This is a genomic window from Isoptericola variabilis (assembly GCF_050311655.1).
Classification (GTDB): Bacteria; Actinomycetota; Actinomycetes; order Actinomycetales; family Cellulomonadaceae; genus Isoptericola; species Isoptericola variabilis.
Map to the genome: position 1 here is coordinate 83,653 of NZ_JBNOZM010000007.1, position 23,084 is coordinate 106,736.

The following is a 23,084-nucleotide window of genomic DNA, read 5'->3' on the forward strand; positions in this document are numbered from 1 at the left end:
CGAGGTCACCGAGGTCACCGAGGTCACCGAGGTCACCGAGGTCACCGAGGTCACCGAGGTCACCGAGGTCACCGAGGTCACCGAGGATGGTGTCAGCCGCGTTGTCCTCGAGCACGTCGTCCAGCAACCCGTCGTCCGTGGCCACCGAGTCGACCACGCCGTCCAGGTCACCGGCCGTGAGCGCACCGATCGTGGCGTCGACGTCGTCGAGCGCGTGCCCCACGACCTCGTCCGTCACACCGGCCTCGGGCTCGTCGGCACCCAGGACGTCGTCCACGACGCCGTCCTCACCGGCCAGCCCGTCCACCGCGCCCTGCACCACCGGCTCGGTACCCAGCGCAGCATCCACCGAACCCGCCGCGTCCGAGACCCCGGCCAGCACGCCCTCGACCGTGGCGTCGACGTCGGGCAGCGCACCAAGGTCGCCCAGATCCCCCAGGCCGCCCAGGTCACCAAGCCCGACACCCGGCAGCTCAGGGCCACCAAGACCAGGCAGACCATCCACGACACCGGTCAGATCACCGACATCACCCAGACCATCGAGGTCGCCGAGGGCGGGGATCCCGCCGGTCGCGTCGCCCTCGAGCGCGTCGTCGACGAGGCCGTCGTCGGCGACGACGGAGTCCACGACGCCGTCGAGGTCGCCGGCGGTGACGCCGTCGAGCGTGCTGTCGACGTCGTCGAGCGCGTGCTCCACGACCTCATCGGTGACTCCGGCCTCGGGCGCGTCGGCACCGAGGACGTCGTCGACGACGCCGCCCTCACCCGCCACCGCGTCGACGGCGCCGTCGGCGACCCCGCCCACGGTGTCCTGCACCGCGGTGCCGGTCCCGAGGACGTCGTCCACCGCGCCGGTCGCCGTGTCGGTGGTCTCGCCGACCTGCTCGAGCGCCGCGTCGACACCCTGGTCCTCGAGCGCGTCGTCCACGGCCCCGCCATCGGCGGTGACGTCGTCCACGACGCCGTCGACGTCACCGGCGGCGAGGTGTCCCGCAGCCTGCTCGACGTCGTCGACCACGTGCTCGGCAACCTGGTCCGACACGCCGGACTCGGGCTCGTCCGCGCCGAGGACGTCGTCCACGGCACCCCCGTCACCGGTGACTCCGTCGACGGTGTCCCGGACGTCCGCACCGGTGCCGAGCGCCTCGTCGGCGGCTCCCGCGACGTCCGACACCTCGTCGGACGCACGGTCCACGGTCTCGTCGACCGCGGCGCCGGCGCCACGCTCCGCGGGCTGCGGCACGCCGCCGCTCCCCCGGTCGTCGCCGGCCGAGCCACCGTCAGCACCGTCCGTCCCGGAACCCTCGCTCCCGGAACCGTCGCTCCCGGCGTCGCCGTCCGCCGGCTCGGTGGGCTGGTCCTCGATCGCGTCGTCGACGACGCCGTCCTCGCCGGCGACGTCCTCCACGACACCCTGGACGTCGCCGGACTGCACGTCGTCCGCGACGGCGTGCGTGTCCTCGGCGACGTCGTCCACGAGGTCGTCGGTCGTCGTGTCGGACTGCTCGTCCGGCCCGGCGACGTCGTCGACCGCGCCATCGTCACCGGCGACGGAGTCGACCACGGCCTCGACGGTCTCCGTGTCCACCTCGGGGAGGTCGACGGGCGTGTCGAGCTCCGCGTCGTTCGTCTCCTCGGAGACCTCGCTGAGGTGGAGGTCGACCGAGGTGTCCGCACCGACGGTGGCGTCGACGACGTCATCGTCCGCAGCTTGGGCCGTCACGGCCCCGGCGACCACCAGGCCGCCCGCGACGAGCGCTACCTTCAACGCTCGTCGGACATGGGTATGCATGATCCGCTCCTGACTGACGTGGTGCGCGGGTGGCGGACGCCGCCCGCGGTCGCGGTCGCGCACCAGGGCGCGACGCGGCCACGTCAGGCAGGAGAGACGGGGATGTCGAAGGCGACCGCGGGAAGGCGGTCGAGCTGGTCGCCCGCGGGGGCGATCCACGCCCGCGCGGTGAGATGCGTGCGGCCCGCGAGGTCGGCGGCGGCGTCGCCGCCCGACGGCACGCGGGTGGTCGAGGGCGAGCCCGACGACGCGGGGCTCACGGCGGGCGCCGACGGCTCGCCGGGCGCGGCCTCGCGGTCCGACGGCGCGGCACGCAGCTCGTCGCCGGCTGCGGCGGCGGGCACGAGCACGGTCGGTGCGAGCGGCACCGAGGCGCTCGCACCGGCGACGACGACCCGCGCCGCCCCGTCAGCCGGCACGGTCACCGGGGAGGTGTCGGGCGCGGCGGTGACCGCCGGCTCGGCAGGCACCGCCGCCGGAGGCACGGCGCCGTCGTCCGGGCGGGGTAGGCCGAGGACGGGGTCCAGCACCGGGTCCAGCACGGGCTCGACGGCCGGGGCCAGCGCGTCCGCGACGGGCTCCACCACGGGCTGCAGCGCCCCGCCGACCGGCTCGACCACGGGCGCGAGCGCGTCGACCACCGGGGCCGCCGCGCCGAGCACCGGGTCGACGACGGGAACGAGCGAGTCCGTCACCGGCGTCACGAGCCCGACGACCGGGTCGAGCACCGGGTCCAGCGTCGACACCACCGGCGCGACGACGCCGCCCAGCCCGTCCGTCACCGGGGCGAGCGGGCGTGTCACCTCGTGCACCGCCCGGCCCACCGGCTCCAGCACCGGGGACAGCGTCGTCGTCACGGGGGCCAGCGTCTCCGCGGCCGCACCCGTCACCGGCTCGAGCGCCCCGCCCACCGGCGTCGTGATTCCCTCGACCACGCCGGACACCGGCTCCACCACCGGCGACAGCGGGGTGACGATCCCCTCGACCAGCGCGCCGACCGGTTCGGTCACCGCACGGACAGGAGTCGTCACCGCCTCGACGGTGCGAGCCACCGGCTCCAGCATCGTCTCCCGCTCCGCGGGCTCGTCGGCCGGAGCATCGGTCGGAGCGTCGGCCGCCTCCGCAGGTGCAGGCGAGGTGTCCGGCAGCTCGGCCGGCGCGTCCTCGGCGTGGGCGGGTCGCTCGGGCTGGCCCGGTTCCGGGGCCGGCACCTCGGTCGGTTCGTCGGCCGCCTGCTCCGCCTCGCCGGTCAGCTCGCGGGTCTCCCGCTCCGCCGTCTCCTCGGCGGGCGCCACGACCTCGTGGTGCACGGCCTCGTGCAGACGCTCGGCCTTCTCGCGGACGGGGGCGACGGCCTCGTCGACCGCGTCGCGGACGACGTCGCGACGGGGCTCGGCGGACCGCTCGCCGTCGACAGCCGCGGCCTCGTCTGCGTCAGGCTCGTCTGCGTCAGGCTCGACGGCGTCAGCTTCGACGGGGTCAGCCTCGACGACGTCGGGCTCGGCGTCCGGCGTCTCCTCCGCAGCCTTCTCGACCGCAGCCTTCTCGACCGCAGCCTTCTCGACCGCAGCCTTCTCGACCGCGGGCTTTGCGGGAGCGGGCTCCGCAGGAGCGGCGGCCTTGGCCGGTGACTGCGCCGCAGGCTCGCTGTCTGCGGGCTCGCCCTGATCCTGCTCGCTCTCGGAGGGTGTGCTCCGGGCCGGTTCTGGCGCCGCCGTCTCCTGACGAGGCTCGCTGTCGCCGCGAGCGCGGTCGCCGTGGTCGGTGAGCGACCGGACGACGGACGTCAACGGGCCCTCGTGGTCGCCGTCGTCGGCGGACGCGGTCCCGGCGAGCGTGACGCTCAGCGCAGCGGCCCCGGCGAGCCCGACCGCGGTCCCGGCGACGCGCGCGAGCCAGCGCCGGCGGCCTGCTGCCGCCGGAGCACGGTCCACGCTGCGTGCCACTCGGCCCCCTTCGATGCCACGCGGGTCACGTGATGCTCGGTCATGACCCAGCTCACACTGTGACGCCCGAGCAACGGTCACGCAACAAGAGCGGCGAGGATTTCACCCGCTCGTCAGGCCACCGACGTCCCGAACAGCAGGCCGAGCGCGTACGTGACGGCCGCGGCACCGAACCCGATGGCGAGCTGGCGCAGCGCGCGCGTCCACGGCGACGTCCCGGACAGGAGCCCAGTGATCGCGCCCGTGATCAGCAACGACACGCCCACGAGCGCGGCCGCGACGGCGATGGCCGGGAAGCCGGTGAGCCCCAGCAGGTAGGGCAGCACGGGGATGATCGCGCCGGACGCGAAGAAGCAGAAGCTCGAGATCGCGGCGCCCCAGGCGGTGCCGTGCGTCTCCAGGTCGTCGTCCTGCTCGACGACCGGGGCCGGCACGGACTCGCCGTCCCGCTCGTCGTGGAGCACCTCCGGGGCGAGCGTCCCGGTCGCGGCGAGGCCGGCCAGCACGCGGTCGGCCCGGCCCTGCGCCTCGTCGGTCGACATGCCCCGGGCGCGGTAGACGAGCGCGAGCTCGTTGGCGTCGACGTCGAGGTGCGGCAGCACGGTGGCGCTCTTCGGGTCGGGGGTGGAGGCCTCGAGCAGCTCGCGCTGGGAGCGCACCGACACGAACTCGCCGGCGCCCATCGACAGCGCCCCGGCGAGCAGGCCGGCGATGCCCGTGAGGAGGACGGTCTGCGACGAGACGCCGGAGGCGCCGATGCCGAGCACGAGGGCGAGGTTGGAAACCAGGCCGTCGTTGGCGCCGAAGACCGCGGCGCGGAACGTGCCGGACATCCGGTTGCGGCCGCGGGTGGCCAGCGCGCGGACGACCTCCCCGTGGATCTGCTCGTCCGCGGCCATGGTGGCGGTCGCGTGCTCGTCGGCCTCGTACGACGAGCGGGCCTCGGCGCGCTGCGCGAGCGCGAGCACGAAGACCCCGCCGAAGCGGCGGGCGAGGAGGCCGAGCATGCGGGTGCGCAGGTCGCCGCGCAGCGGCCGCCCGACGTCGTCGCCCAGGAGGTCGAGCCAGTGCTGCTCGTGCCGCTTCTCGGCGTCGGCGAGCGCGAGCAGGATCGCGCGCTCCTCGCCCGTGCGTCGGCGGGCGAGGTCCCGGTACGTGGCGGCCTCGGCCCGCTCGTCGGCCAGGTAGCGGCGCCACTTGCGGATGTCGGCCCGCTTGCGCTCGGCTCCGTCGGGCGCGGCGGTGTCGTTCTCGGGCATGCCGCCATGATCACCGCTGGGGACGGCCCATGGGTTCCGGGCGGAGCCGTGCCCCGTTCCGGGGCCGCGCGCCGGAGTTTTCGGGCGTCCGCAGCCCACCCGTCCCGCGTTCGTCGGGCGGCGGCGTGGACGCGGCACCGCGTGTCACCGGCTCGGGGCACAATGGGGGCGGCAACCAGGGGCTCGGACACTGGGAGACTCCGGCGTGATCATTGTCAGCACTGACGGCTCGTGCCTCCGCAATCCCGGCGGCGCGATCGGCTGGGCGTGGATCGCCCACGAGGGCGGCCGCTTCGACTCGGGCGGCGCCGCGTCCGGCACCAACCAGGTCGCGGAGCTCACCGCGCTCCTGCGCGCGATCGAGGCGCATCCCGGAGCAGAGCCGCTCCTCATCGAGTCCGACTCGCAGTACGCGATCCGCTGCGCGTCCGAGTGGATCCACGGGTGGAAGCGGAAGGGCTGGCGCACGGCGTCCGGCGACCCCGTGAAGAACCTCGAGCTGATCCGCTCCATCGACGCCGCGATCTCGGGCCGCGAGGGCCCGGTCCGGTTCCGGTGGGTGCGCGGCCACGTGGGCAACCCGTTCAACGAGCGCGCCGACCAGCTCGCCGGCCTCGCCGCGCAGGACTGGGCCGCGGGCCGCGGCGGCGTCGACGAGCTGCTGCTCACGGAGGCCGCCGGCGCGGGCACCACCCCGCACGACGACGGCGCGGACCGTCCGGCGGGCCGTCCCGCGCGCGACGCGGAACCCCTGCGGGACGTCGCGCCCGTCGGCGCGCGCAGCGACACCGGCTGGGAGCTCGGAACCCTCTTTGACTAGCGCGATGCCCCTGACCAGCGCGGCACCGCCCGTGGCGGTGCGGCGGGCGACGGCCGACGCCACAGTCGAGCACCTCTCCGACCGGCCGCTCGACCTCGCGCTGACGCTCGCCCCGCTGCGGCACGGTGCGTACGACCCGACGTTCCGGCGCACCCCCGACGGCGCGGTGTGGCGCACCACGCTGGTGCGCACCGGGCCGGTCACGCAGCGATTCGTCGCGACAGGGGCGTGCTCCGCCGTCGTGCAGCACTGGGGCCCGGGCTCACGGGAGGCCGCCGACGCCGTGCCCGAGCTGCTGGGCGAGGACGACGACGCCTCCGGCTTCGTCCCGCCGCCGCAGGCGCGCGACGTCGCGCGGCGCACGCCCGGACTGCGGATGTGCCGCAGCGGCCGGGTGCTCGAGGCCCTGGTGCCCGCCGTGCTCGAGCAGAAGGTGCAGGTCGTGACGGCGCACCGCGCGTGGCGGTGGCTCGTCTCGCGACACGGCTCGGTCGCCCCGGGGCCCGCCCCCGACGGCCTGAAGGTGGTGCCGTCCGCGCGCGGCTGGGCGGCCGTCCCGACGTGGGACTGGCACCGGGCGGGGGTCGACCCGCGCCGCGCGGCGACGGCGGTGCGGTGCGCGCAGGTCGCGGCGCGGCTCGAGGACGCCGCGACGATGCCGGCCGACGAGGCTCGCGCCCGGCTCGAGAAGGTGCCCGGTGTCGGGGTGTGGACCTCCGCCGAGGTCGCGCAGCGCGCGTTCGGCGACGCGGACGCCGTGTCCGTGGGCGACTTCCACCTCGCCGGCGCGGTCGGCTGGGCGCTCACCGGCGAGCGCGCCGACGACGACGGGATGCTGCGGCTCCTCGCGCCGTACGCGCCTCATCGGCACCGGGTCGTGCGGCTGCTGTTCCTCGACCGCAGACCGCAGGCCCCGCGCCGGGGCCCGCGGCTGTCGATCGCGGACTACCGCGCCATGTAGCCGGTCATGCGGGGCAGCCGGTCACTCCGGCAGGCTGCACACACCGTCCACGCAGACCGCGCCGTCGTCGCCCAGCAGCTGCAGCGGGCGTTCGTCCGCGCCGTGGTGGGGCGCCGCCGCCTCGGCCGCGCTGACGGTCATCAGCGTGGTGCGGCGCGGGTTGGCGATCGAGCGGTACGAGCTCTCGGTGGCGTCGTTCATGTTTCTCCTCCAACGGAACCACGGCCGCGGTACGACCGGGCGTGGTGGGCCCGAGACCGCGGCGCCCGCGACGGTGCGGGCTGGCCTCGATTCTCGGTGATACCGCGTCTCACAGCCAGGGCTGGCGGTGTGAGATGCGCCTCGTGCCGGGCGTCGTCAGGCGGCGTCGCCCTCCGCGAGCACCTGGTCGAGCACCTGGACGAAGACGTCCGGGTCCTGCGCGCCGGACACGCCGTACCGGCCGCCGAGCACGAAGAACGGGACGCCGTTGATGCCGTAGGCGCGGGCGCGGGCGATGTCGTCCGCGACGGCCTCGGCGTAGGTGCCGGCGTTCAGCGCGACGACGACGGCCTCGCGCTCCAGGCCCACCTCGGCGGCGAGGTCGGCGAGGTCCTCGACGTGGCCCACGTGCTCGCCCTCGGTGAAGTACGCCTTCAGCAGGCGCTCCTTCATCTCGTCCTGCTTGCCGAACGCCTTGGCGAGGTGCAGCAGCTCGTGCGCCTTGAGCGTCTTGGTGTGACGCACCTGGTCCATCCGGTAGGTGAGCCCCTCGGCCGCGGCCAGCGCGGTCACCTGGTCCTGCATCTGCTGGGCGGTCTCCAGCGGGATGCCCTTGTGGTCGGCGAGGAACTCGGTGGCCGTGCCCTCGAAGTCGACGGGGGTGTCGGGCGAGAGCTCGAACGAGTGGTACTCGACCTCCACGTCGGGGGCGGCGCCGTCGCGCTCCGCCATCCGCTGCAGCGCGGACTCGAAGCGGCGCTTGCCGATGTAGCACCAGGGGCACGCGACGTCCGACCAGACGTCGACCTTGAGGGGGGTCTTCTCAGTGGTGGTCACGGACAGACGAACGCCCCGCCGCGGGAGACGATTCCCGCGGCGGGGCGTGTCGTGCGTCGCAGACCCCGCCGACGGCCGGTCAGTTGAGCGGCGCGGTGCCCGCCGGCGCGGCCTTGGCCTCGCCGTCGGACGTCGGCAGCTGCCCGCCCGCGATGCCGGCGATGAGCTGGTGGATGTCCACGCCCGTCAGCTGCTTGACGACGCCCTGGCCCTCGCCGAGCACGGACGCCACCGTCTTGGTCACCGACGACGCGCCGTCGGTGGAGACGACGGTCATGCCCTGGATCGAGCCGATCGGCTCGGCCGCGGCACGGACGATCTCCGGCAGGCGCTCGATGAGCTCCTGCACGAGGGCGGCCTCGCCGTACTTCTTCAGCGCCTCGGCCTTGGCGTCCGTGGCGACGGCCTCGGCACGCCCCTCGGCCTCGATCGCGGCGGCGCGTGCCTCACCCTCGGCCTTGATACCGGCGGCGAGCGCCACCTGGCGGTCGCGCTCGGCCTCACCGGCGCGGCGCACGGCGGCGGCGGACGCCTCGGCGTCCTGGATCGCGGCCGTCTTGTTCGCCTCGGCGATGGTGGTGCGCTTGAACGCGTCGGCCTCGGTCGCGGCGTTCGCCGCGTCACGGCGGGCCGTGGCCTCCTGGACCTCGGCGTACGCCTTGGCCTCGGCCGGCTTGCGGACCTCGATGTCGAGGCGCTCCTGCGTCACGCGGGCCTGCTCGGCCAGCGCCTCGCGCTCCTGCTGGGCGACGAGGCGGTCCTGCTCGGCCCGGGCGAGCTGGCCCGCCGCCTCGGCCTCGGCGTTCGCGCGGTCGGTGTCGGCCTTGATGGCGGCCTTCTTGAGGTCGAGCGCCTTCTGCCGCTCGGCGATCTGCTCGGCCGCCTCGATGACGGCGAACTCGGACACCCGACGGGCCTCCGCCTCGGAGACCTCCGCGACCTGCAGCGCGCGGGCGCCCTCGGCGCGACCGAGGTTGGCCAGGTAGTCGGACCCCGGGGTGGAGATGTCGGAGATGTTGAGCAGGTCGACCTGGAGGCCCTGCTCGGCCAGGTCGGTCTTGGTCGACTCGACGACCCGGTCGGACAGCCCCTTGCGGTCGGAGATGATCTGCTCGATCGTCATGTCGCCGACGATGGAGCGCAGCGAGCCCTCGAGGGACTCCTTGATGATCTCGGTGAGCATCTCCTGCTGGGACAGGAAGCGCTGCGCCGCGCGGCGCACGCCCTCGTCGTCGCCCCGCACCTTGAAGTTGATCGACGCCTTGATCGCGATCTTGATGCGGTTCTTGTCGACGCCCTCGACGGTGATGCCGATCTGCCGCTGCTCGAGCGAGATCGCGAAGCCCTGCTGGAGGATCGGCCAGACGAACGTGCGGCCACCGATGACGACGCGCTGGCTCTGGGCGGCGGACTCCTTCTTGCCGGCGCCGCGGCCGACGATGACGAGCGCCTGGTTCGGCGGGACGCGGCGGATGCGCTGGGCGACGAAGATGCCTACCGCGAGGAACGCCACCACGAGCGCGAGCACCGCGATCGTGGTGATGAAGTTGCTGTCGGTCGAGTCGAACATGGTGCGCGCCGGAGCGCGTCTCCTTCCAGCTAGAGGAGGGTCAGCCGACGTGCGGGCCGACGCGGACGGTGGAACCGGAGTGCTCGAGCACGACGACGCGGCTGCCCGCGGCGATGGGCTCGTCGGAGCGCGCCAGGCGGCGCTCGAGCTCGCTCGGGACGTCGAGGGAGACCTCGCCCGACGTGGCCGTCACGTCCGTCGTCGCCGTGCCGTGCGCGCCGACGAGCGAGACGGCGACGCTGTCGTCGCTCGACGCGAGCCGGCGCACCAGCGCCTGCGCGAGGACGACGGCCAGGAGCCCGACGACCGCGGACGCGACGTACGCGACCCACGTCGCGAGGTCGTTCGCGACGACGATCGTGCCCACGGCGCCGAAGACGACCGCGCCGACGCCGAGCGAGGTGCCCGAGAGCGCGCCGTCGCCGAGGTCGACCAGCTCGCCGACGAGGAGCGACACGAGCAGCAGGACCATCCCTGCGGCGCCGATGAGAACGAAGACGAGCACGCGCGGCCTCCCCGGTGGCGGGTGATGAAGATGTGACGGTCCTGTGACGGCGACGACACCCTAGCGAACTCTGGGCGCTTCCTGGACAGTCCGTCCACAGGCCCCTCCGCGGTCCGTGCGCGTGCCGTCGCCGCGGGTCTGCGTGATGCTCGGAGCATGCCTCTCGTGCCGAGCAAGGACCCCCAGCTCGTGCTCCTGCGCCACGGCGAGACGGAGTGGAGCGTGAGCGGCCAGCACACCGGCCGCACCGACATCGCGCTCACGCCCGCCGGCGAGGAGCAGGCCCGCACCGCGGGGCGGGCCGTGGCGGGCATCGAGTTCTCCGCCGTCTACACGTCCCCGCTCGAGCGTGCCCGCCGCACGGCCGCGTTGGCCGGGCACCCGGACGCCGTCGTCGACCCGGACCTCGCCGAGTGGGACTACGGGCCGGTGGACGGGCGCACCAGCGCCGACGTCGGCGCCCTCCTCGGCCACGAGTTCCAGATCTTCGACGACGGCGTGCGCGTGCTGCCGCCCGACCCGGAGCACGGCGAGGGCCGGCCCGGCGAGCTCCTGGACGACGTCGCTGCGCGCGCCCGGCGCTTCGTGGAGCGCGCGGACGCGACTCTGCAGGACGGCGGCAACGTGCTGGCCGTGGCGCACGGCCACCTGCTGCGCGTGCTCGCGACCGCCTGGCTCGGCGTCGACCCGCGCTACGGCGCGCGCCTGGAGCTCGGCACCGCCGCGATCTGCCAGCTCGGGTACGGCCACGACCTGCGCACCATCGAGGGCTGGAACCTGCCGCCGCACGTGTGAGCGGCCTGTGGGCGGCGCCCCCGCGCCCCGTCCGCCGTCTGGCACGATGTGCGCCATGGCGCTGAACGACGACGACCTCATCGACGGCGAGCGCGTGGTCATGGACCTGCACGAGCACGCGAAGGCCGTGGTGTGGCCGTTCCTGCTGCTGCTCGTGCTGCTCGTCGCCGCGGCGTTCACGTTCGTCATCCCCATGGACGACGTCGTCCGGTGGATCGTGCTCGGCCTGCTGGCCGTCGTCGCCGTCGTCTGGGTGCTCGTGCCGTGGCTGAAGTGGCGCACGACCTCGTGGACCGTCACCACCAAGCGCATCGCCATGCGCTCCGGGATCATCACGCGCGTGGGCCGGGACATCCCGCTCTACCGCATCAACGACATCGCGCTCGAGAAGGACCTCCTCGACCGCCTGCTCGGCTGCGGCACCCTGCAGGTCTCCGACGCCACCGAGAAGGCGGGCATGGTGCTGCGCGACGTCCCGCGCGTCGAGCGCGTGCAGGTGCAGCTGCAGGAGCTGCTGCACCACGCCGACGACGGCTCGGACGACGGCGAGTGGCCGCCGACCGAGCCGTCGCGCGGGCGCCGTCGCTGATGCTCGACGGGCCGGCCGCCCGTCACTTGCCGCGCGGCAGGGGCAGCGGCTCCATCCACTGGTCGTCGGCCGTGAGGTCGATGCCGAACTCGGACGCGAAGCGCATCGTGGTGTCCACGAGCACGCCGTCCGCGGACTCGTCGAGCCGGTAGACACGCGCACCCCGGAGGCGGTTGCGCTCCGCGCCGCTCAGCCCGTACGTGCCGAACCCGGTGTTGCCGGCGTAGCCCAGCAGCACGCCGTAGTAGCTGCCCGAGTACGTGTTGACGTGGTCGTGGCCGCAGAAGATGCCCTTGACGTCGCCGCGGTGCTGGACCGCCGAGAACAGCCCGGAGTTGAACGGGCCCGGGCACTCCTCCTCGTTGCGCTCCCCCACGATCCGGTGGCGCGCGACGCCCCGCTCGTGGTCCGCGGCGGTGCGGCCGTCCACCGAGCCGAACCACATGAACCGGTACTCCCACAGCGGGATGTGGATGAACATCAGCGACGGGATCGTGCGGCGGTACCGCCGCTCCAGCTCGACCGAGGTGCGGTAGTACCAGTCCACCTGGTCCATCCGCACCCAGTCCCACGTCGGGTAGCCGGTGAGGTCCTGGCCGTCGATCGTGCTCGGGGCGTACCGGCCCGAGTCGAGCAGCCACACGTTGAACGCCGGCGTCCCGTTCCTGCCCTCGATCAGCAGGTGCGAGTTGCCCTGGCCGGTGACGCCCTTCGCCGTCGGGCCGTTCACGTTGTAGCGGTACGAGCGGTAGAACGCGAGCATCTGCGCCTCGTCCACCCCGCTGGTCGGCGTCGAGTCCTCGTCGTGGTTGCCGAACGTGATCGCCCAGGGGATCTGCCGCTCCTCCATCGGTTGCGCGACGTTGTTCATCGCCTGCCGCATCCCGAGCGGGGTGTCGCAGCCGCCCGTGATGTTGTCGCCGTTGAGGATCACCAGGTCCGGCTGCTCGTCGTCCAGCACCGCGCGCATGAGCTCCAGCGTGCGACGGTCGATCTTCTCGTCGTCCTGCGTGTCGTTGAACTGCACGATCGTGTACGTGCCGTCCTTGCGGAAGCGCAGCCGGGGGCCTCGTCCGGCCCCCGGGGACGCCGCGGCCGACGGCGCCGCAGCGACGGCCGTCCCCGCCGCGCCCAGCCCGGTGAGGGTCATGAACGTGCGGCGGCCCAACCCGCTCCGCTCGGAGTCGTCGACATGCTCGTTCGAGTTCTCGGTCATGACCCGGACCGTAGGAGCGCCAGGAGAACTCCGGGCCCACCGGGCGATGAACCTCCCGTGCACGGCGTGGGAACAGCAGAGCCCCAGGTCAGGAGCGGGCGCTTCCGCACAGCGCAGCCGCCGACGTCGAGATCGAGATCGAGATCGAGATCGAGATCGACACTGGCATCGGCGACGGCGACGGCGACGGCGACGGCGACGGCGAAAGCCACAGCGACCACAGCGATCGTCGCTCGTCAGGACCGGCCGGCTCCGATCAGAAGGGCGGCGGCCCCTCCTGGTCGCGCCGTCGGCGGACGGGTCGTGCGGCGATCCGCGGGTCCTGGACCACGGGATCACGGGCGAACCGGTGCCCGGTGGGCGCGACCCAGGTGGTGCGCCCGTCGTCCGGGTCGCGAGCGACCTGCCACCCGCCGACAGTCTTGGCCCGGTGGTGGGTGCGGCACAACGCGTGCAGGTTGTCGCCGTGGGTCTGCGGGTCGTCCGACGCGGGATCGTCGGGGTCGACGTGGTCGAGATCGGATGTCGCGGCGGGCACCCGGCAACCGGGGAACGTGCACGTGACGTCCCGCGCGACGACCGCGGCGCGCAGGGCGGCGCTCGGGCGGTACGAGCGGGACGACACATCGGTGAGCACGCCGCTCCCGGGATCCGTGAACAGGCGCTGCCAGACGGCGTCCGGGTCGGAGGCGAGCGCCCGCGCCATGTCCGCCGGGATCGGCCCGTGGCCCGCCAGGATCGCGGGCAGGTCGTCCGAGCCGAGCAGGGTCGACGCCGCGACCGTCACCCGGATGCAGCCGCGCGAGCGTGCCGCAGGCACCGGCCCGCCCACGGCCGACGGGGTGCCGCGGACCGTCGCCCGACCGGAGACGACCGGCCCGGTGGGAGTCGGCCCGATCGCAGCGGGCCCGATCCCGGCCTCGCCGGTCGCGAACCGATCGGCGGGCTCATCGGGCGGCTGCTGCCCGGCCGCCAGGCGGCCGGTGACGAGGGCGGTGAGGGCGTCGGCACGGCACTCGTCGAGCCGACGGGACTCGCCCGGTGCACGGCGCAGCGCGAGACCGGCGTCGTCGACGGCGGCGAACACGCGCGCGGCGTCGTCCGCCGGCAGGTAGGCGGTGAGGTAGGCCATCGCGTCGTCGACGGGCTCGAGCCGGACGAAGCGCTCCGCGCGGGCGGCGCGGCGCCGCTCCTCGCTGCCCTCCGGGTCGGCCTCGATCTCGGCACGCCGGAGCCGCGCGTGGATCTGCGGCACGGTGAGGTGCTCGACGTCGGGCAGGAGGCCGGCGATCACCTCGCGGCGGACGTCGTCGGGCAGGCGGCCTGCCTCGATCAGCGCCTCGGCCTTGCGCCGGTCGACGACTCCCGCGGCGAGCGCGTCCGCCACCTCGGGCAGCCGAGCGGTCCCGTGCGCGACCGTGACGTGCTGCGCGGCCGCGTTCCGGGTCAGACCGAGCCGCGCCGCGACCGCGTCGGCGACGAACTCGTGCCGCGCCGAGCCGCGCGTGCGTTCCAGCATCTCGGCCAGCACGCGCGCCGAGCCTGCCTGCGCCCACGCCGCAACCCGCTCCCAGGCCGCCAGCACCTCGAGGATCGTGAAGTCGTCCAGCTCGGCCTCGTCAAGCGCTGCCAGCCTGCCCGCGAGGTCGGGCCCCGCCTCCGTGTCGTCCAGCACGGCGAGCAGCGGGCGACCGTCTCCCGGCCCGGGCGCGGTCACGGGCCCCTGTCCGCCCGCGGAGTGGAACGCAGGCACGGGGTGCGCCGGAGGACGGTCGCGCAGCCCGCCCGGTGCGCCGCCCCCGGCCGCCCTCCCGCCCGGTGCACCACCGTCAGCCACCCTGACGCCGACAGCCCTGCCGTCGACCGCCCTGCCGTCCAGCACGGCACCAGCGGACGACCAGCGCAGGTCGGCGACGCGGCCGTCGAGGACATCGCGGGTCCTGCCAGACACACGGCCGCCGGAGCCGTCCCAGAGCAGCCTGGCGAGCGCCCGCTCGAGGACCGTCGCGCGCACCGCCGTGACGTGCGGCGCGCGCGACGTGGGCGGCTCCGGCGCGGCCTGGGCACAGGCCACGCCGGAGCCAAGTGCCCGAGAACGAGGGCGCGCGGCCGCGGGCGGGGCGGCTCGGGCTCCGTCGTCTTCGAACATGTGTTCGACTCTAGCGTCAACGACACTCCCTCACAAGGGCTTGTGGATACCCGCTCGGGCAGTGCCTGCGAGCGGTCGACGTGCGCGAGCACCGTCGCCGCCAGGTCGGCCACGGTGAGGTCGTCCATCGAGCCCGGTGCCACCCCCGGCGACGGCCCGTGGCCCGGCAGGTCCCGGCCGACGACGTCGAGGCCGTCGTCCAGCAGCGGCACGACGTCGCGCCACACCGCAGCCATGATGCCGGCCGCGCTGACGCAGGTTCCCGTGCGCGGGGGACGCGCATCCCCCGCACGGGGGAAGCCCCTGCCGGCCGCGGGCGCGAGCGTGGGAGCACACCCACCCACCGACCGGAGGCAGCACGATGACCAGCACGTCCTTCCCCCGAGACCTCCCTCGGCGCGACGCCGGCCCGGGACCCGGCTCCGGCGCCGGCACCGCCGAGGCGCCGCCGGACCGTCGTCTGGCCGGCGCCGCGCTCGCGGCGTCCGCCGCGACGGCGGCCCTGCTCGGCTGGTTCCTCGTCCGGCCGGAGGTCGACCCCCTCCTCCCCGACGGCCGCATGCTCGGCGCGGAGCTCGTGCCCGCGGCGTCGCTCGAGCTGTTCCTGCTCGCCGCCGCGCTGCTCGGCGTCGTGACCGCCGCCGCCGCGCTCGTCCGCCCCACCGCCGGTGCCGCCGCGCGCCTCGTCGCCCCCGTCGGCGTCCTCGAGGTCGTGGCGTTCGGGCTCCTCGCCCAGGGCTCGGGCACCCTGCCCGCCGCCGGCTACCTCGTGTCGTTCGCGGTCCCGGTGCTCGCCGTGTGGGCGGGCGTGCAGGTGTTCCGCACCCGCCCCGCGTGGCGGCTGCCGATCGCCGCGGTCGCGGTGCTCGCCGTCGTCGGCGTCGTCGTCGGCCGCGAGTCGTTCGCCGACTGGTGGGACGCGATCACGACGGGCCTGGCGCGCGAGCCGTGGGCCCTGCCGTCCGTGCTGCTGCCGCTGGCGACCGCGGCGGCCTGGACCGGTCTCGTCGCCGTCCGCGCCTGGCGGCGCGGGTCGCTGCAGTCCGCCACCGCCTGGGTCACCCGGCACCGGCGGCTGTTCACGATCGTCGCGGCGCTCGGCCCGCTGCCCTACGCGCTCGCCCGCGCCACGTGGCTCACCCCGTGGCCGCAGTTCGCGGGGCCCGCGGAGGAGCTGACCCTCGCCGTCCGCATCCAGGGTCTGTCGCTCTCGAGCGGCGCCTGGCTCGGCATCGTCCTCACGCTCGGCCTGATCCTGCCGTGGGGCGAGCGCCTGCCGCGCTGGTTCGGCCGCCGCGCCGGGCGGCCCGTGCCGCCGGCCGCCGCCATCGTGCCCGGCGCGATCGTCGCCGTCATGCTCTGCGGCGCCGCCGTCCCCATGATCGTCATGATGGGCTGGGCCGGGGCCCTCTACTTCCCCGCCTGGTTCTGGGGGCCCGCGCTCGCCCTCGCCGTCTGGGGGTACGCGGGTCACCGGTACGGGGCCGGGGACACCGTCGAGGACGGCATCGACGACGGCATCGAGGACGCCCCCGTCGTCAGCCGCCGAGGGCCTTCTCGGCCCGCTCCCGCAGCTCGTCGCTGAGGCGCAGCTCGCCGACGTCGTGGGCCACCACCAGGGCCTTCGCGACGTCGGCGAGCACGGGCGCGCCGTCGAGCCGGTTGTACGCGCCGAACCAGTCCGCGAGCGTCACGCCGTGCGCAGGCCGGTGCACCACCTCGACGGCGTCGCCCGCGGCGAGGTCGCCGTTCTCGACGACCCGCAGGTACGCGCCGGTCCGGTTCGTCTGCGTGAAGCGGCGCACCCAGCGCGGCGGCGAGTCGAGGCGGCGGGCGAACGTCTGGCACGGCGTGCGCGGCAGCGTCACCTCGAGCAGGGCCGTGCCCACCCGCCACCGCTCGCCGACCATGGCGCGGCTCACCTCCAGCCCGCGGGTGCGCAGGTTCTCGCCGAACAGCCCCGGCGTCACCTCGTAGCCCAGCTCCGCGCCCCACCACTCGGCGTCCTCCTGGGCGTAGGCGTAGACCGCCTGGTCCAGACCGCCGTGGTTGGCGCGGTCCGCCTGCACGTCCGCGTACAGCCCGTACGGGCGGGCCTTGACCCGCCCCTGGACGGGGCGCTTGTCGATGGCGGTGACGCCCACCGTCCCGGCGTCGGGCAGGAGGGCGAACACGCGGCAGACGGCGAGGAGCTCGGGCACGGCAGCATCCTCTCAGGCCGAGATCGGTCAGCGCCGCACCTCACACCGCCGGCGGCAGGCCGTCGGGGCGCGCGTCACCTACCGTGGTCCCCGTGAGCGAGCGCACCGAGAACCTCCCCCATGTCGTGGTCGTCGGCGGAGGGTTCGGCGGTCTCGCGGTGGTGAAGGCGCTCGCGAAGGCGCCGGTGCGGGTCACGCTCGTCGAGCGGCGCGTCTACAACACGTTCCAGCCGCTGCTGTACCAGGTCGCGACCGGCGGGCTGAACCCCGGTGACGTCACCTACTGGCTCCGCGGGCTGCGCCTCAAGCAGAAGAACCTGCGGGTGCTGCACGAGCACCTGGTCGGCATCGACCACGACGCCCGCACCATCCGGCTCGCGAACGACGAGACGATCTCGTTCGACTTCCTCGTGCTCGCCAACGGCGTCACCGTGAACTTCTTCGACACCCCGGGCGCCAAGGAGAACGCGTTCGGGATGTACTCGCGGTCGCAGGCGCTGAAGATCCGCGACCAGCTCTTCATCCGGCTGGAGAACTCCGCGTTCACGCCCGAGACCGACGACGGCCTGCGCGTCGTCGTCGTGGGCGGTGGCGCCACCGGGGTCGAGGTCGCGGGCGCGCTCGCCGAGCTGCGCACCGCCGGGCTCGCGCCCGCCTACCCCGAGATCCGCGGCGACGCGTTCGAGATCACGGTGGTGCAGCGCGGTGGCGAGCTGCTCAAGTCGTTCCACCCGAGCCTGCGCGAGTACGCGGCGAAGGAGCTGGGGCACCGGGGCGTGAAGCTGCACCTGGGGGCGGGCGTCGCGGAGGTGCGGCCGGACGCGGTCGTGCTCACCGACGGCACCCGCATCCGCGCGGACCTCACGGTCTGGTCCGCCGGCGTCGGCCCGCACCCCGAGGTGGACGACTGGGACCTGCCCCGCCGCAAGGGCGGCCGCATCGCCGTCGGCGCGGACCTGCAGGTCGAGGGCCGGCCCGGCGTCTTCGCCATCGGGGACATCGCCGAGACGCCCGACTGGCTGCCGCAGCTCGCCCAGCCCGCCATCCAGGGCGGCCAGCAGGTGGCCCGCAACCTCCTCGCGCTGCTGGAGGGACGCGCCACCGAGCCGCTGAGCTACCACGACAAGGGCACGATGGCGGTCATCGGCCGCCGCGCCGCGATCGCCGAGATCACGCTGCCCGTGACGTCGAAGATGCTGCGCCTCACGGGCGGGCTCGCCTGGCTCGTGTGGCTGTTCGTGCACATCATGTCGCTCGTCGGGCCCCGCAACCGCGTCACGACGCTCGCCGGCCTCGTGACCCGGTACGGCTTCCCGTTCCACCGCCGCCCGATCCCGATCGTCGGCGACGTGCCCACGATCCGGCCGACGAAGCCGGACAGCGCCGCAGACGACGCTACCGAGCGGCGCGCACCCGACGCGTGACGGCGTAGACCGCGAGGATCACGACGACCAGCCCGCCCGTGGCGACGAGCTGGGCGCGCGCCGCCGGGTCGGAGAGCATGAGCCCGGCGAGGGCGACGAGCCCCGCGAGCGTGACCCACGTGAGGTACGGGTAGCCCCACATCCGCAGCCGCATCCGCTCGCCGGCGCGCGCGGCGTCGGCCTCCAGGCGCGGGCGCAGGCGCAGCTGCGAGACCGTGATGAGGAGCCACACGACGAACAGCGCGGAGCCGACGGCGTTGAGCAGGATCGTGAGGATCTGCGCGGGCAGCAGCCAGTTGAGGCCGACGGCGACGACGCCGAAGAACACGGACACGAGCACGGCCACCCACGGCACCTCGCGGCGCGAGACCCGGGTGGTGGCGGGCGGCGCGTCGTCGCGCTGGCCGAGGGAGAAGAGCATCCGCGACGTGCCGTAGACGTTCGCGTTGAACGCGCTGAGCAGCGCCAGCACCACGACGACCTCCATGAGCCGCGCGGCGCCCTCGAACCCGGCGAGCTGCAGCACGGAGACGAACGGCGACTCCAGCGCCGCGGCGTCGTCCCACGGGATCAGGGCGACGATGATCGCGACCGAGCCGACGTAGAACAGCAGGATCCGCCACACGATGGTGCGGGTGGCACGGGCGACGGCGGTGCGCGGGTCGCGGGCCTCGGCCGCGGCGATCGCGACGATCTCGATGCCGCCGAACGCGAAGACGACGGTGAGCAGGCCCGCCGCGATGCCCGCCCAGCCGGCGGGCGCGAAGCCGCCGTGCGCGGCCCAGTCGCCCAGCACGCTGCCGGTCACCGGGATGACGCCCACCACGATGAGGACGCCCACCACCAGGAAGCCCAGGATGGCGGCCACCTTGATCGCCGCGAACCAGAACTCCGACTCGCCGAACTGCCGCACGCCCACGAGGTTGATGCCGCCCAGCACCACCACGACGACGGCGGCCACGACCCACTGCGGCACGTCGGGCCACCAGCCGCTGACGATGCCGGCCACGCCCGTCACCTCGACGCCCAGCACCATGATCAGCGTGAACCAGTACAGCCAGCCGAGCAGGAAGCCGGCCCAGCGGCCCAGCGCCGCCTCCGCGTAGACGGAGAACGAGCCCGACGCGGGCAGCGCCGACGCCATCTCCGCGAGCATCCGCATCACGAGGACGACGAGCGCGCCCGCGATGGCGTAGCTGACCAGGACGGCGGGGCCCGCCGTCGCGACGCCGACGCCCGCGCCGAGGAACAGGCCCGCCCCGATCGCGGAGCCCAGCCCCATCATCGTCAGGTGCCGCGTGCGCAGGCCGTGCGCGAGCTGGGCGTCGTGCGCCGTCGTGCCGGGATCCGTGGGGGTGCTCACGGCCGACCACGCTAACCCGGCCCCGCGAGTTGTCAGAACCACGCCGGGGTCGAGGCCGACGTGGCTCTGACAACTCGCGGGGCGGGGCGCTACTTCGTCGCGATGTCGCGGCGGCGGAAGCCGACGAACGCCAGCACGACCAGCACCAGCGCGACGGCGCACAGCCCGCCGACGTGCGCCCAGTCGACGTCGCCGTTGAGCGAGTCGGGCACCCACCAGAACGGCGAGATCTTCTGCGCCCACTCGGGGATGTGGAACAGGCCCGCGAACAGGGCGACGACGACCGCCCACTCGAGCAGCACCCACGAGACCGTGGACGCCCGGGGGACCCACGCGTAGACCACGGCGGCGAACCCGACGAACACCGCGATGGCCGGCAGGTACAGCAGACCGGCGCCGAGGATGGTGCCGAAGGACGGGTCCGACAGCCCGGTGAACACCGCGCCGGCGGCGCCCGCGGCGACGCCGACGACGAGGACGACGACGGTCGCGGCCGAGGTGATGCCGAGCGTGGCGCCGAACCAGCGGCCCCGCGCGACCGGCGTCGCGAGCACGTACTCGGCGCGGCCGGCGTCCTCCTCCGCCTTGGCGCGCAGCATCCCGACGATGCCGAACACCGCGGCGCCGAGGGCGGCGTAGAGCACGATGATCCGCAGGAACCCGGCGACGGGGTCGCCCGCGCCCAGGATGGAGGCGTAGACGGGGTTGTCCTGGAGGGTCTTGGTCAGCTCGGGAACCTGGGACGCGACGGTCCCCATCGCGAGCCACATGATCCCCAGGCCGAGCGCCGTCCACAGCAGCGACATCCGCTGCTGCACCCAGGCGAGCGCGCCGGGCGAACGGAGGCTGTCCAGGGCGTCCGCGCGGCCGGGCCGGTCCGGCACGAGCCCCGCCCCGAAGTCCCGCCGGGACGCGAGGGACGACGCCAGGAGCAGCAGAAGGACGATCGCGACCACGCCGATCGCCGCCGGCCACCACCGCAGGTCGACGAACGCGCGCATCTGCTGCGCCCACCCGATGGGCGAAAGCCAGGACGCCCAGCTGCCGCCCAGCTCCTGCATGTTGCCGATGGTGCCCACCGTGAAGGTCGCGCCGAGCACCGCCATCGACAGGCCCGTGGCGCCGCGCGAGTGCTCCGTGACCTGGGCGGCGACCAGCGCCACGGCGCCGTAGGTCAGCGCGGCGACGGCGATGCCGACGGTCATCCCGAGCGCGTTCGTGACGTCGAGGTCGTTGGCCGCGAGCACGGCCGCGGACAGCGCCGCGATCACGGCGTTGACGACCACCACGACGAACAGCGCCGCGACCACCGCGGCGTGCCGACCGACCGCGGCGGCGCGCACCAGCTCGGACCGGCTGGACTCCTCCTCGGCGCGGGTGTGGCGCACCACCTGCAGGATGCTCATGAGGGCGAGGGCGAGCACCACCCAGAGGGTGAGCTCGTTCGCGAGCGCCGGGCCGACCGAGTAGTCGTCGGTGCCGTACCCGGGGCCGGTCATCGCGACCATCGCCGGCGACGACACCAGCGCGGCCCGGACGGCGCGGCCCTGGGCGTCCTCCAGCATGGTGGTGTACTCCGGGAGCGAGCCGAGGTACAGCAGCGGGATGCCGAGGCTCCAGACCAGCAGGCGCACGCGGTCGCGGCGCAGGATGAACCGCACCTGGCCCCACGTGCCGGTCAGCGTGGTGCCCCCGCGCGCCGGTTCAGCCCGCGACGACGGCGGGGCCGCGGTGACGGCGCTCATCGCGCACCCGCCCTGCTCCGGGTGCCCTGGGCGGGCACGCCGTCGGCGGCGAGCTCGTCGCCGTAGTGGCGCATGAACAGCTCCTCGAGCGACGGCGGCTGCGCGGTGAACGAGTGCACGCCGAGCGCGGACACGGCGGGCAGCACGCGGCCCATCTCGGAGTTGTCGACGTCGAACGTGACGCGGATGCCGGCGTCGCTCGTCGTCGTGGCGAGGTCGTGCACGCCCGCCATGGCGCCGATCGGGGACGGGTCGCCGTCGACGACGGCGGTGACGGACGAGCGGGTGAGGTGGCGCAGGTCGTCGAGCGTGCCGGACTCCACGGCCCGGCCGCCCCGGATGATCGTCACGGTGTCGCAGACCTTCTCGACCTCGCTGAGGATGTGGCTCGACAGCAGGACGGAGGTGCCCGCGGCCTTGGCCTCGCGCACGTGCTCGGTGAACACGGCCTCCATGAGGGGGTCGAGGCCCGACGTCGGCTCGTCGAGCACGAGCAGGTCGACCTGGGAGACGAACGCGGCGACGAGCGCGACCTTCTGCCGGTTGCCCTTGGAGTACGTGCGGGCCTTCTTGGTGGGGTCGAGCTCGAACCGCTCGAGGAGCTCGGCCTTGCGCTTCTTGTCGGGCTTGCCGCGCAGGCGCGCGAGGTAGTCGATGGCCTCGCCGCCGGTGAGGTTGGGCCACAGCGACACGTCGCCGGGCACGTACGCCAGACGGCGGTGCAGCGCGACGGCGTCGCGCCAGGGGTCGCCGCCCAGCAGGCGGGCGCTGCCGGAGTCGGAGCGCAGCAGGCCGAGCAGCACGCGGATGGTGGTGGACTTCCCGGCGCCGTTGGGGCCGAGGAAGCCGGCCACCTGGCCGGCCTCGACGGTCAGGTCCAGCCCGTCGAGGGCCTGGACGGAGCCGAAGGACTTGCGCACGTCGTGGATCTCGACCGCGGGCGCGGTCGCGGCGCGCGACCCTGTGGTGGTTGCAGCCGTGGTGGTCATGGTTCCTCTTCGTCGTGATGGGGGGTTCCGTCGGTGGGGGCCTGCGCCCCGCCCGGCGGGTCCGGCACGTACAGGAGGTAGTCGTCGAGCATGCGTCGGGTGGTGAGGAAGCCCTCGGTGAACAGCTCGAGCATCGGCAGGTACAGCTCGTCCATGAAGCGGCGCATGGCCGCCGTGACGTCTTCGGCGTCCTGCGGGGGGTCGAGAGTGACGGACAGCAGCATCGCGCCGAGCGCGGAGTAGACGAGGTAGCGCACCCGCGCCGCCTCGTCCCGGCTGGGCCGGACGACGCCGTCGCGCACCGCCTCGGCCGTGTACACCTCGGCGTCGGCGATCATGTGCTCGGTGAACTCGCGGCCCACCGCGCCGCCCGCCTGCAGCGAGCGCAGCACGTAACCGACCAGCGGCGCGTACTGATCCGCGGCGGAGAGCACCTGCAGCAGGTTGCCGCTCGCCGCGCGCCCGATGGAGTCGCGCTTGACGTCGCGGATCCAGGCGAGCACGTACTCGTCGCACGCGGCGTGCAGCTTGTCCTTGGACCCGAAGTGGTGGATGACGAGCGCCGCGCTCACCCCGGCGTCGGCGGCGATGGTCCGCACCGACGCCCCGAAGCCGGACCGGGCGAAGCGCCGCATCGCGGCGTCGAGGATCCGGCCGCGCGTGCTCTCGTCGGGGGCCGGCACGACCGGCCCCCGGCCCCCTGTCGGACCCGTCGCCGGCTC

19 protein-coding genes and 1 pseudogene are annotated in these 23,084 nt (G+C 74.5%); 6 read left to right on the top strand and 14 right to left on the bottom strand.

What is annotated here, in order from left to right; all coding sequences use genetic code 11:
• The 3 genes and pseudogenes from ACQP60_RS15800 to ACQP60_RS15810 all read right to left on the bottom strand — a co-directional run.
• Positions 1-1,768, bottom strand: a pseudogene (locus tag ACQP60_RS15800) (hypothetical protein); the annotation flags it as partial.
• A 107-nt stretch (positions 1,769-1,875) separates the two neighbouring features.
• Positions 1,876-3,738, bottom strand: coding sequence for a hypothetical protein (locus tag ACQP60_RS15805; RefSeq protein ID WP_429734513.1), 1,863 nt, complete (start codon positions 3,736-3,738; stop codon positions 1,876-1,878).
• A gap of 113 nt (positions 3,739-3,851) precedes the next feature.
• Entirely contained in the window at positions 3,852-4,997 is a 1,146-nt protein-coding gene (locus ACQP60_RS15810; RefSeq protein ID WP_429734515.1) for a VIT1/CCC1 transporter family protein, read from the bottom strand.
• Positions 4,998-5,202: 205 nt separating this feature from the next.
• Here ACQP60_RS15810 and ACQP60_RS15815 point away from each other — a divergent pair, with 205 nt between their 5' ends.
• Positions 5,203-5,817 (top strand): ribonuclease H family protein, encoded by a 615-nt coding sequence (locus tag ACQP60_RS15815; RefSeq protein ID WP_429734517.1) that lies wholly within the window; start codon positions 5,203-5,205, stop codon positions 5,815-5,817.
• Between the two features lie 4 nt (positions 5,818-5,821).
• The gene (locus ACQP60_RS15820; RefSeq protein WP_429734519.1) at positions 5,822-6,778 is read left to right on the top strand and encodes a DNA-3-methyladenine glycosylase family protein; all 957 of its coding nucleotides are present in this window, start codon (positions 5,822-5,824) and stop codon (positions 6,776-6,778) included.
• A 21-nt stretch (positions 6,779-6,799) separates the two neighbouring features.
• On the opposite strand, the gene ACQP60_RS15825 is transcribed toward ACQP60_RS15820, so the two are convergent.
• The 4 genes from ACQP60_RS15825 to ACQP60_RS15840 form a co-directional block, all read right to left on the bottom strand.
• Positions 6,800-6,979, bottom strand: coding sequence for a hypothetical protein (locus ACQP60_RS15825; protein WP_429734521.1), 180 nt, complete (start codon positions 6,977-6,979; stop codon positions 6,800-6,802).
• A 156-nt stretch (positions 6,980-7,135) separates the two neighbouring features.
• On the bottom strand, positions 7,136-7,816 hold the full coding sequence (locus tag ACQP60_RS15830) for a DsbA family oxidoreductase (protein ID WP_429734523.1): 681 nt from the start codon (positions 7,814-7,816) through the stop codon (positions 7,136-7,138).
• A gap of 79 nt (positions 7,817-7,895) precedes the next feature.
• The gene (locus tag ACQP60_RS15835; protein ID WP_429734525.1) at positions 7,896-9,386 is read right to left on the bottom strand and encodes a flotillin family protein; all 1,491 of its coding nucleotides are present in this window, start codon (positions 9,384-9,386) and stop codon (positions 7,896-7,898) included.
• 40 nt (positions 9,387-9,426) lie between these two features.
• Positions 9,427-9,891 carry an NfeD family protein gene (locus ACQP60_RS15840; protein WP_429734527.1) on the bottom strand — a complete coding sequence of 155 codons (465 nt, stop codon included), beginning with the start codon at positions 9,889-9,891 and terminating at the stop codon, positions 9,427-9,429.
• Positions 9,892-10,047: 156 nt separating this feature from the next.
• Between ACQP60_RS15840 and ACQP60_RS15845 the strand changes: the two genes are divergently transcribed.
• Complete coding sequence (locus tag ACQP60_RS15845) at positions 10,048-10,686, top strand: histidine phosphatase family protein (protein WP_429734529.1); 639 nt, start codon at positions 10,048-10,050, stop codon at positions 10,684-10,686.
• Positions 10,687-10,741: 55 nt separating this feature from the next.
• Positions 10,742-11,275 (top strand): PH domain-containing protein, encoded by a 534-nt coding sequence (locus ACQP60_RS15850; protein ID WP_429734531.1) that lies wholly within the window; start codon positions 10,742-10,744, stop codon positions 11,273-11,275.
• 22 nt (positions 11,276-11,297) lie between these two features.
• Here ACQP60_RS15850 and ACQP60_RS15855 read toward each other — a convergent pair whose 3' ends face one another.
• Both ACQP60_RS15855 and ACQP60_RS15860 read right to left on the bottom strand, forming a co-directional pair.
• Positions 11,298-12,491 (bottom strand): metallophosphoesterase family protein, encoded by a 1,194-nt coding sequence (locus tag ACQP60_RS15855; RefSeq protein ID WP_429734533.1) that lies wholly within the window; start codon positions 12,489-12,491, stop codon positions 11,298-11,300.
• 256 nt (positions 12,492-12,747) lie between these two features.
• Positions 12,748-14,208 (bottom strand): HNH endonuclease signature motif containing protein, encoded by a 1,461-nt coding sequence (locus ACQP60_RS15860; protein WP_429734535.1) that lies wholly within the window; start codon positions 14,206-14,208, stop codon positions 12,748-12,750.
• 793 nt (positions 14,209-15,001) lie between these two features.
• On the opposite strand from ACQP60_RS15860, the gene ACQP60_RS15865 reads away from it, so the two are divergent.
• Positions 15,002-16,225 (top strand): hypothetical protein, encoded by a 1,224-nt coding sequence (locus ACQP60_RS15865; RefSeq protein ID WP_429734537.1) that lies wholly within the window; start codon positions 15,002-15,004, stop codon positions 16,223-16,225.
• Here ACQP60_RS15865 and ACQP60_RS15870 read toward each other — a convergent pair.
• Entirely contained in the window at positions 16,179-16,841 is a 663-nt protein-coding gene (locus ACQP60_RS15870; protein ID WP_429734539.1) for an MOSC domain-containing protein, read from the bottom strand. The genes ACQP60_RS15865 and ACQP60_RS15870 overlap by 47 nt on opposite strands.
• A 92-nt stretch (positions 16,842-16,933) precedes the next feature.
• Here ACQP60_RS15870 and ACQP60_RS15875 point away from each other — a divergent pair, with 92 nt between their 5' ends.
• Positions 16,934-18,265 (top strand): NAD(P)/FAD-dependent oxidoreductase, encoded by a 1,332-nt coding sequence (locus tag ACQP60_RS15875; RefSeq protein WP_429734541.1) that lies wholly within the window; start codon positions 16,934-16,936, stop codon positions 18,263-18,265.
• Here ACQP60_RS15875 and ACQP60_RS15880 read toward each other — a convergent pair.
• From ACQP60_RS15880 to ACQP60_RS15895, 4 genes are all read right to left on the bottom strand, one after another.
• Positions 18,237-19,628 (bottom strand): amino acid permease, encoded by a 1,392-nt coding sequence (locus ACQP60_RS15880; RefSeq protein ID WP_429734543.1) that lies wholly within the window; start codon positions 19,626-19,628, stop codon positions 18,237-18,239. The two genes, ACQP60_RS15875 and ACQP60_RS15880, sit on opposite strands and share 29 nt — an antisense overlap.
• An 89-nt stretch (positions 19,629-19,717) precedes the next feature.
• Positions 19,718-21,373 carry an ABC transporter permease gene (locus tag ACQP60_RS15885; protein WP_429734545.1) on the bottom strand — a complete coding sequence of 552 codons (1,656 nt, stop codon included), beginning with the start codon at positions 21,371-21,373 and terminating at the stop codon, positions 19,718-19,720.
• Complete coding sequence (locus ACQP60_RS15890; RefSeq protein ID WP_429734547.1) at positions 21,370-22,362, bottom strand: ABC transporter ATP-binding protein; 993 nt, start codon at positions 22,360-22,362, stop codon at positions 21,370-21,372. Before ACQP60_RS15890 ends, ACQP60_RS15885 begins: the two co-directional genes overlap by 4 nt.
• Positions 22,359-23,045, bottom strand: coding sequence for a TetR/AcrR family transcriptional regulator (locus tag ACQP60_RS15895; protein ID WP_429734549.1), 687 nt, complete (start codon positions 23,043-23,045; stop codon positions 22,359-22,361). Before ACQP60_RS15895 ends, ACQP60_RS15890 begins: the two co-directional genes overlap by 4 nt.
• Between the last annotated feature and the right edge of the window lie 39 nt (positions 23,046-23,084).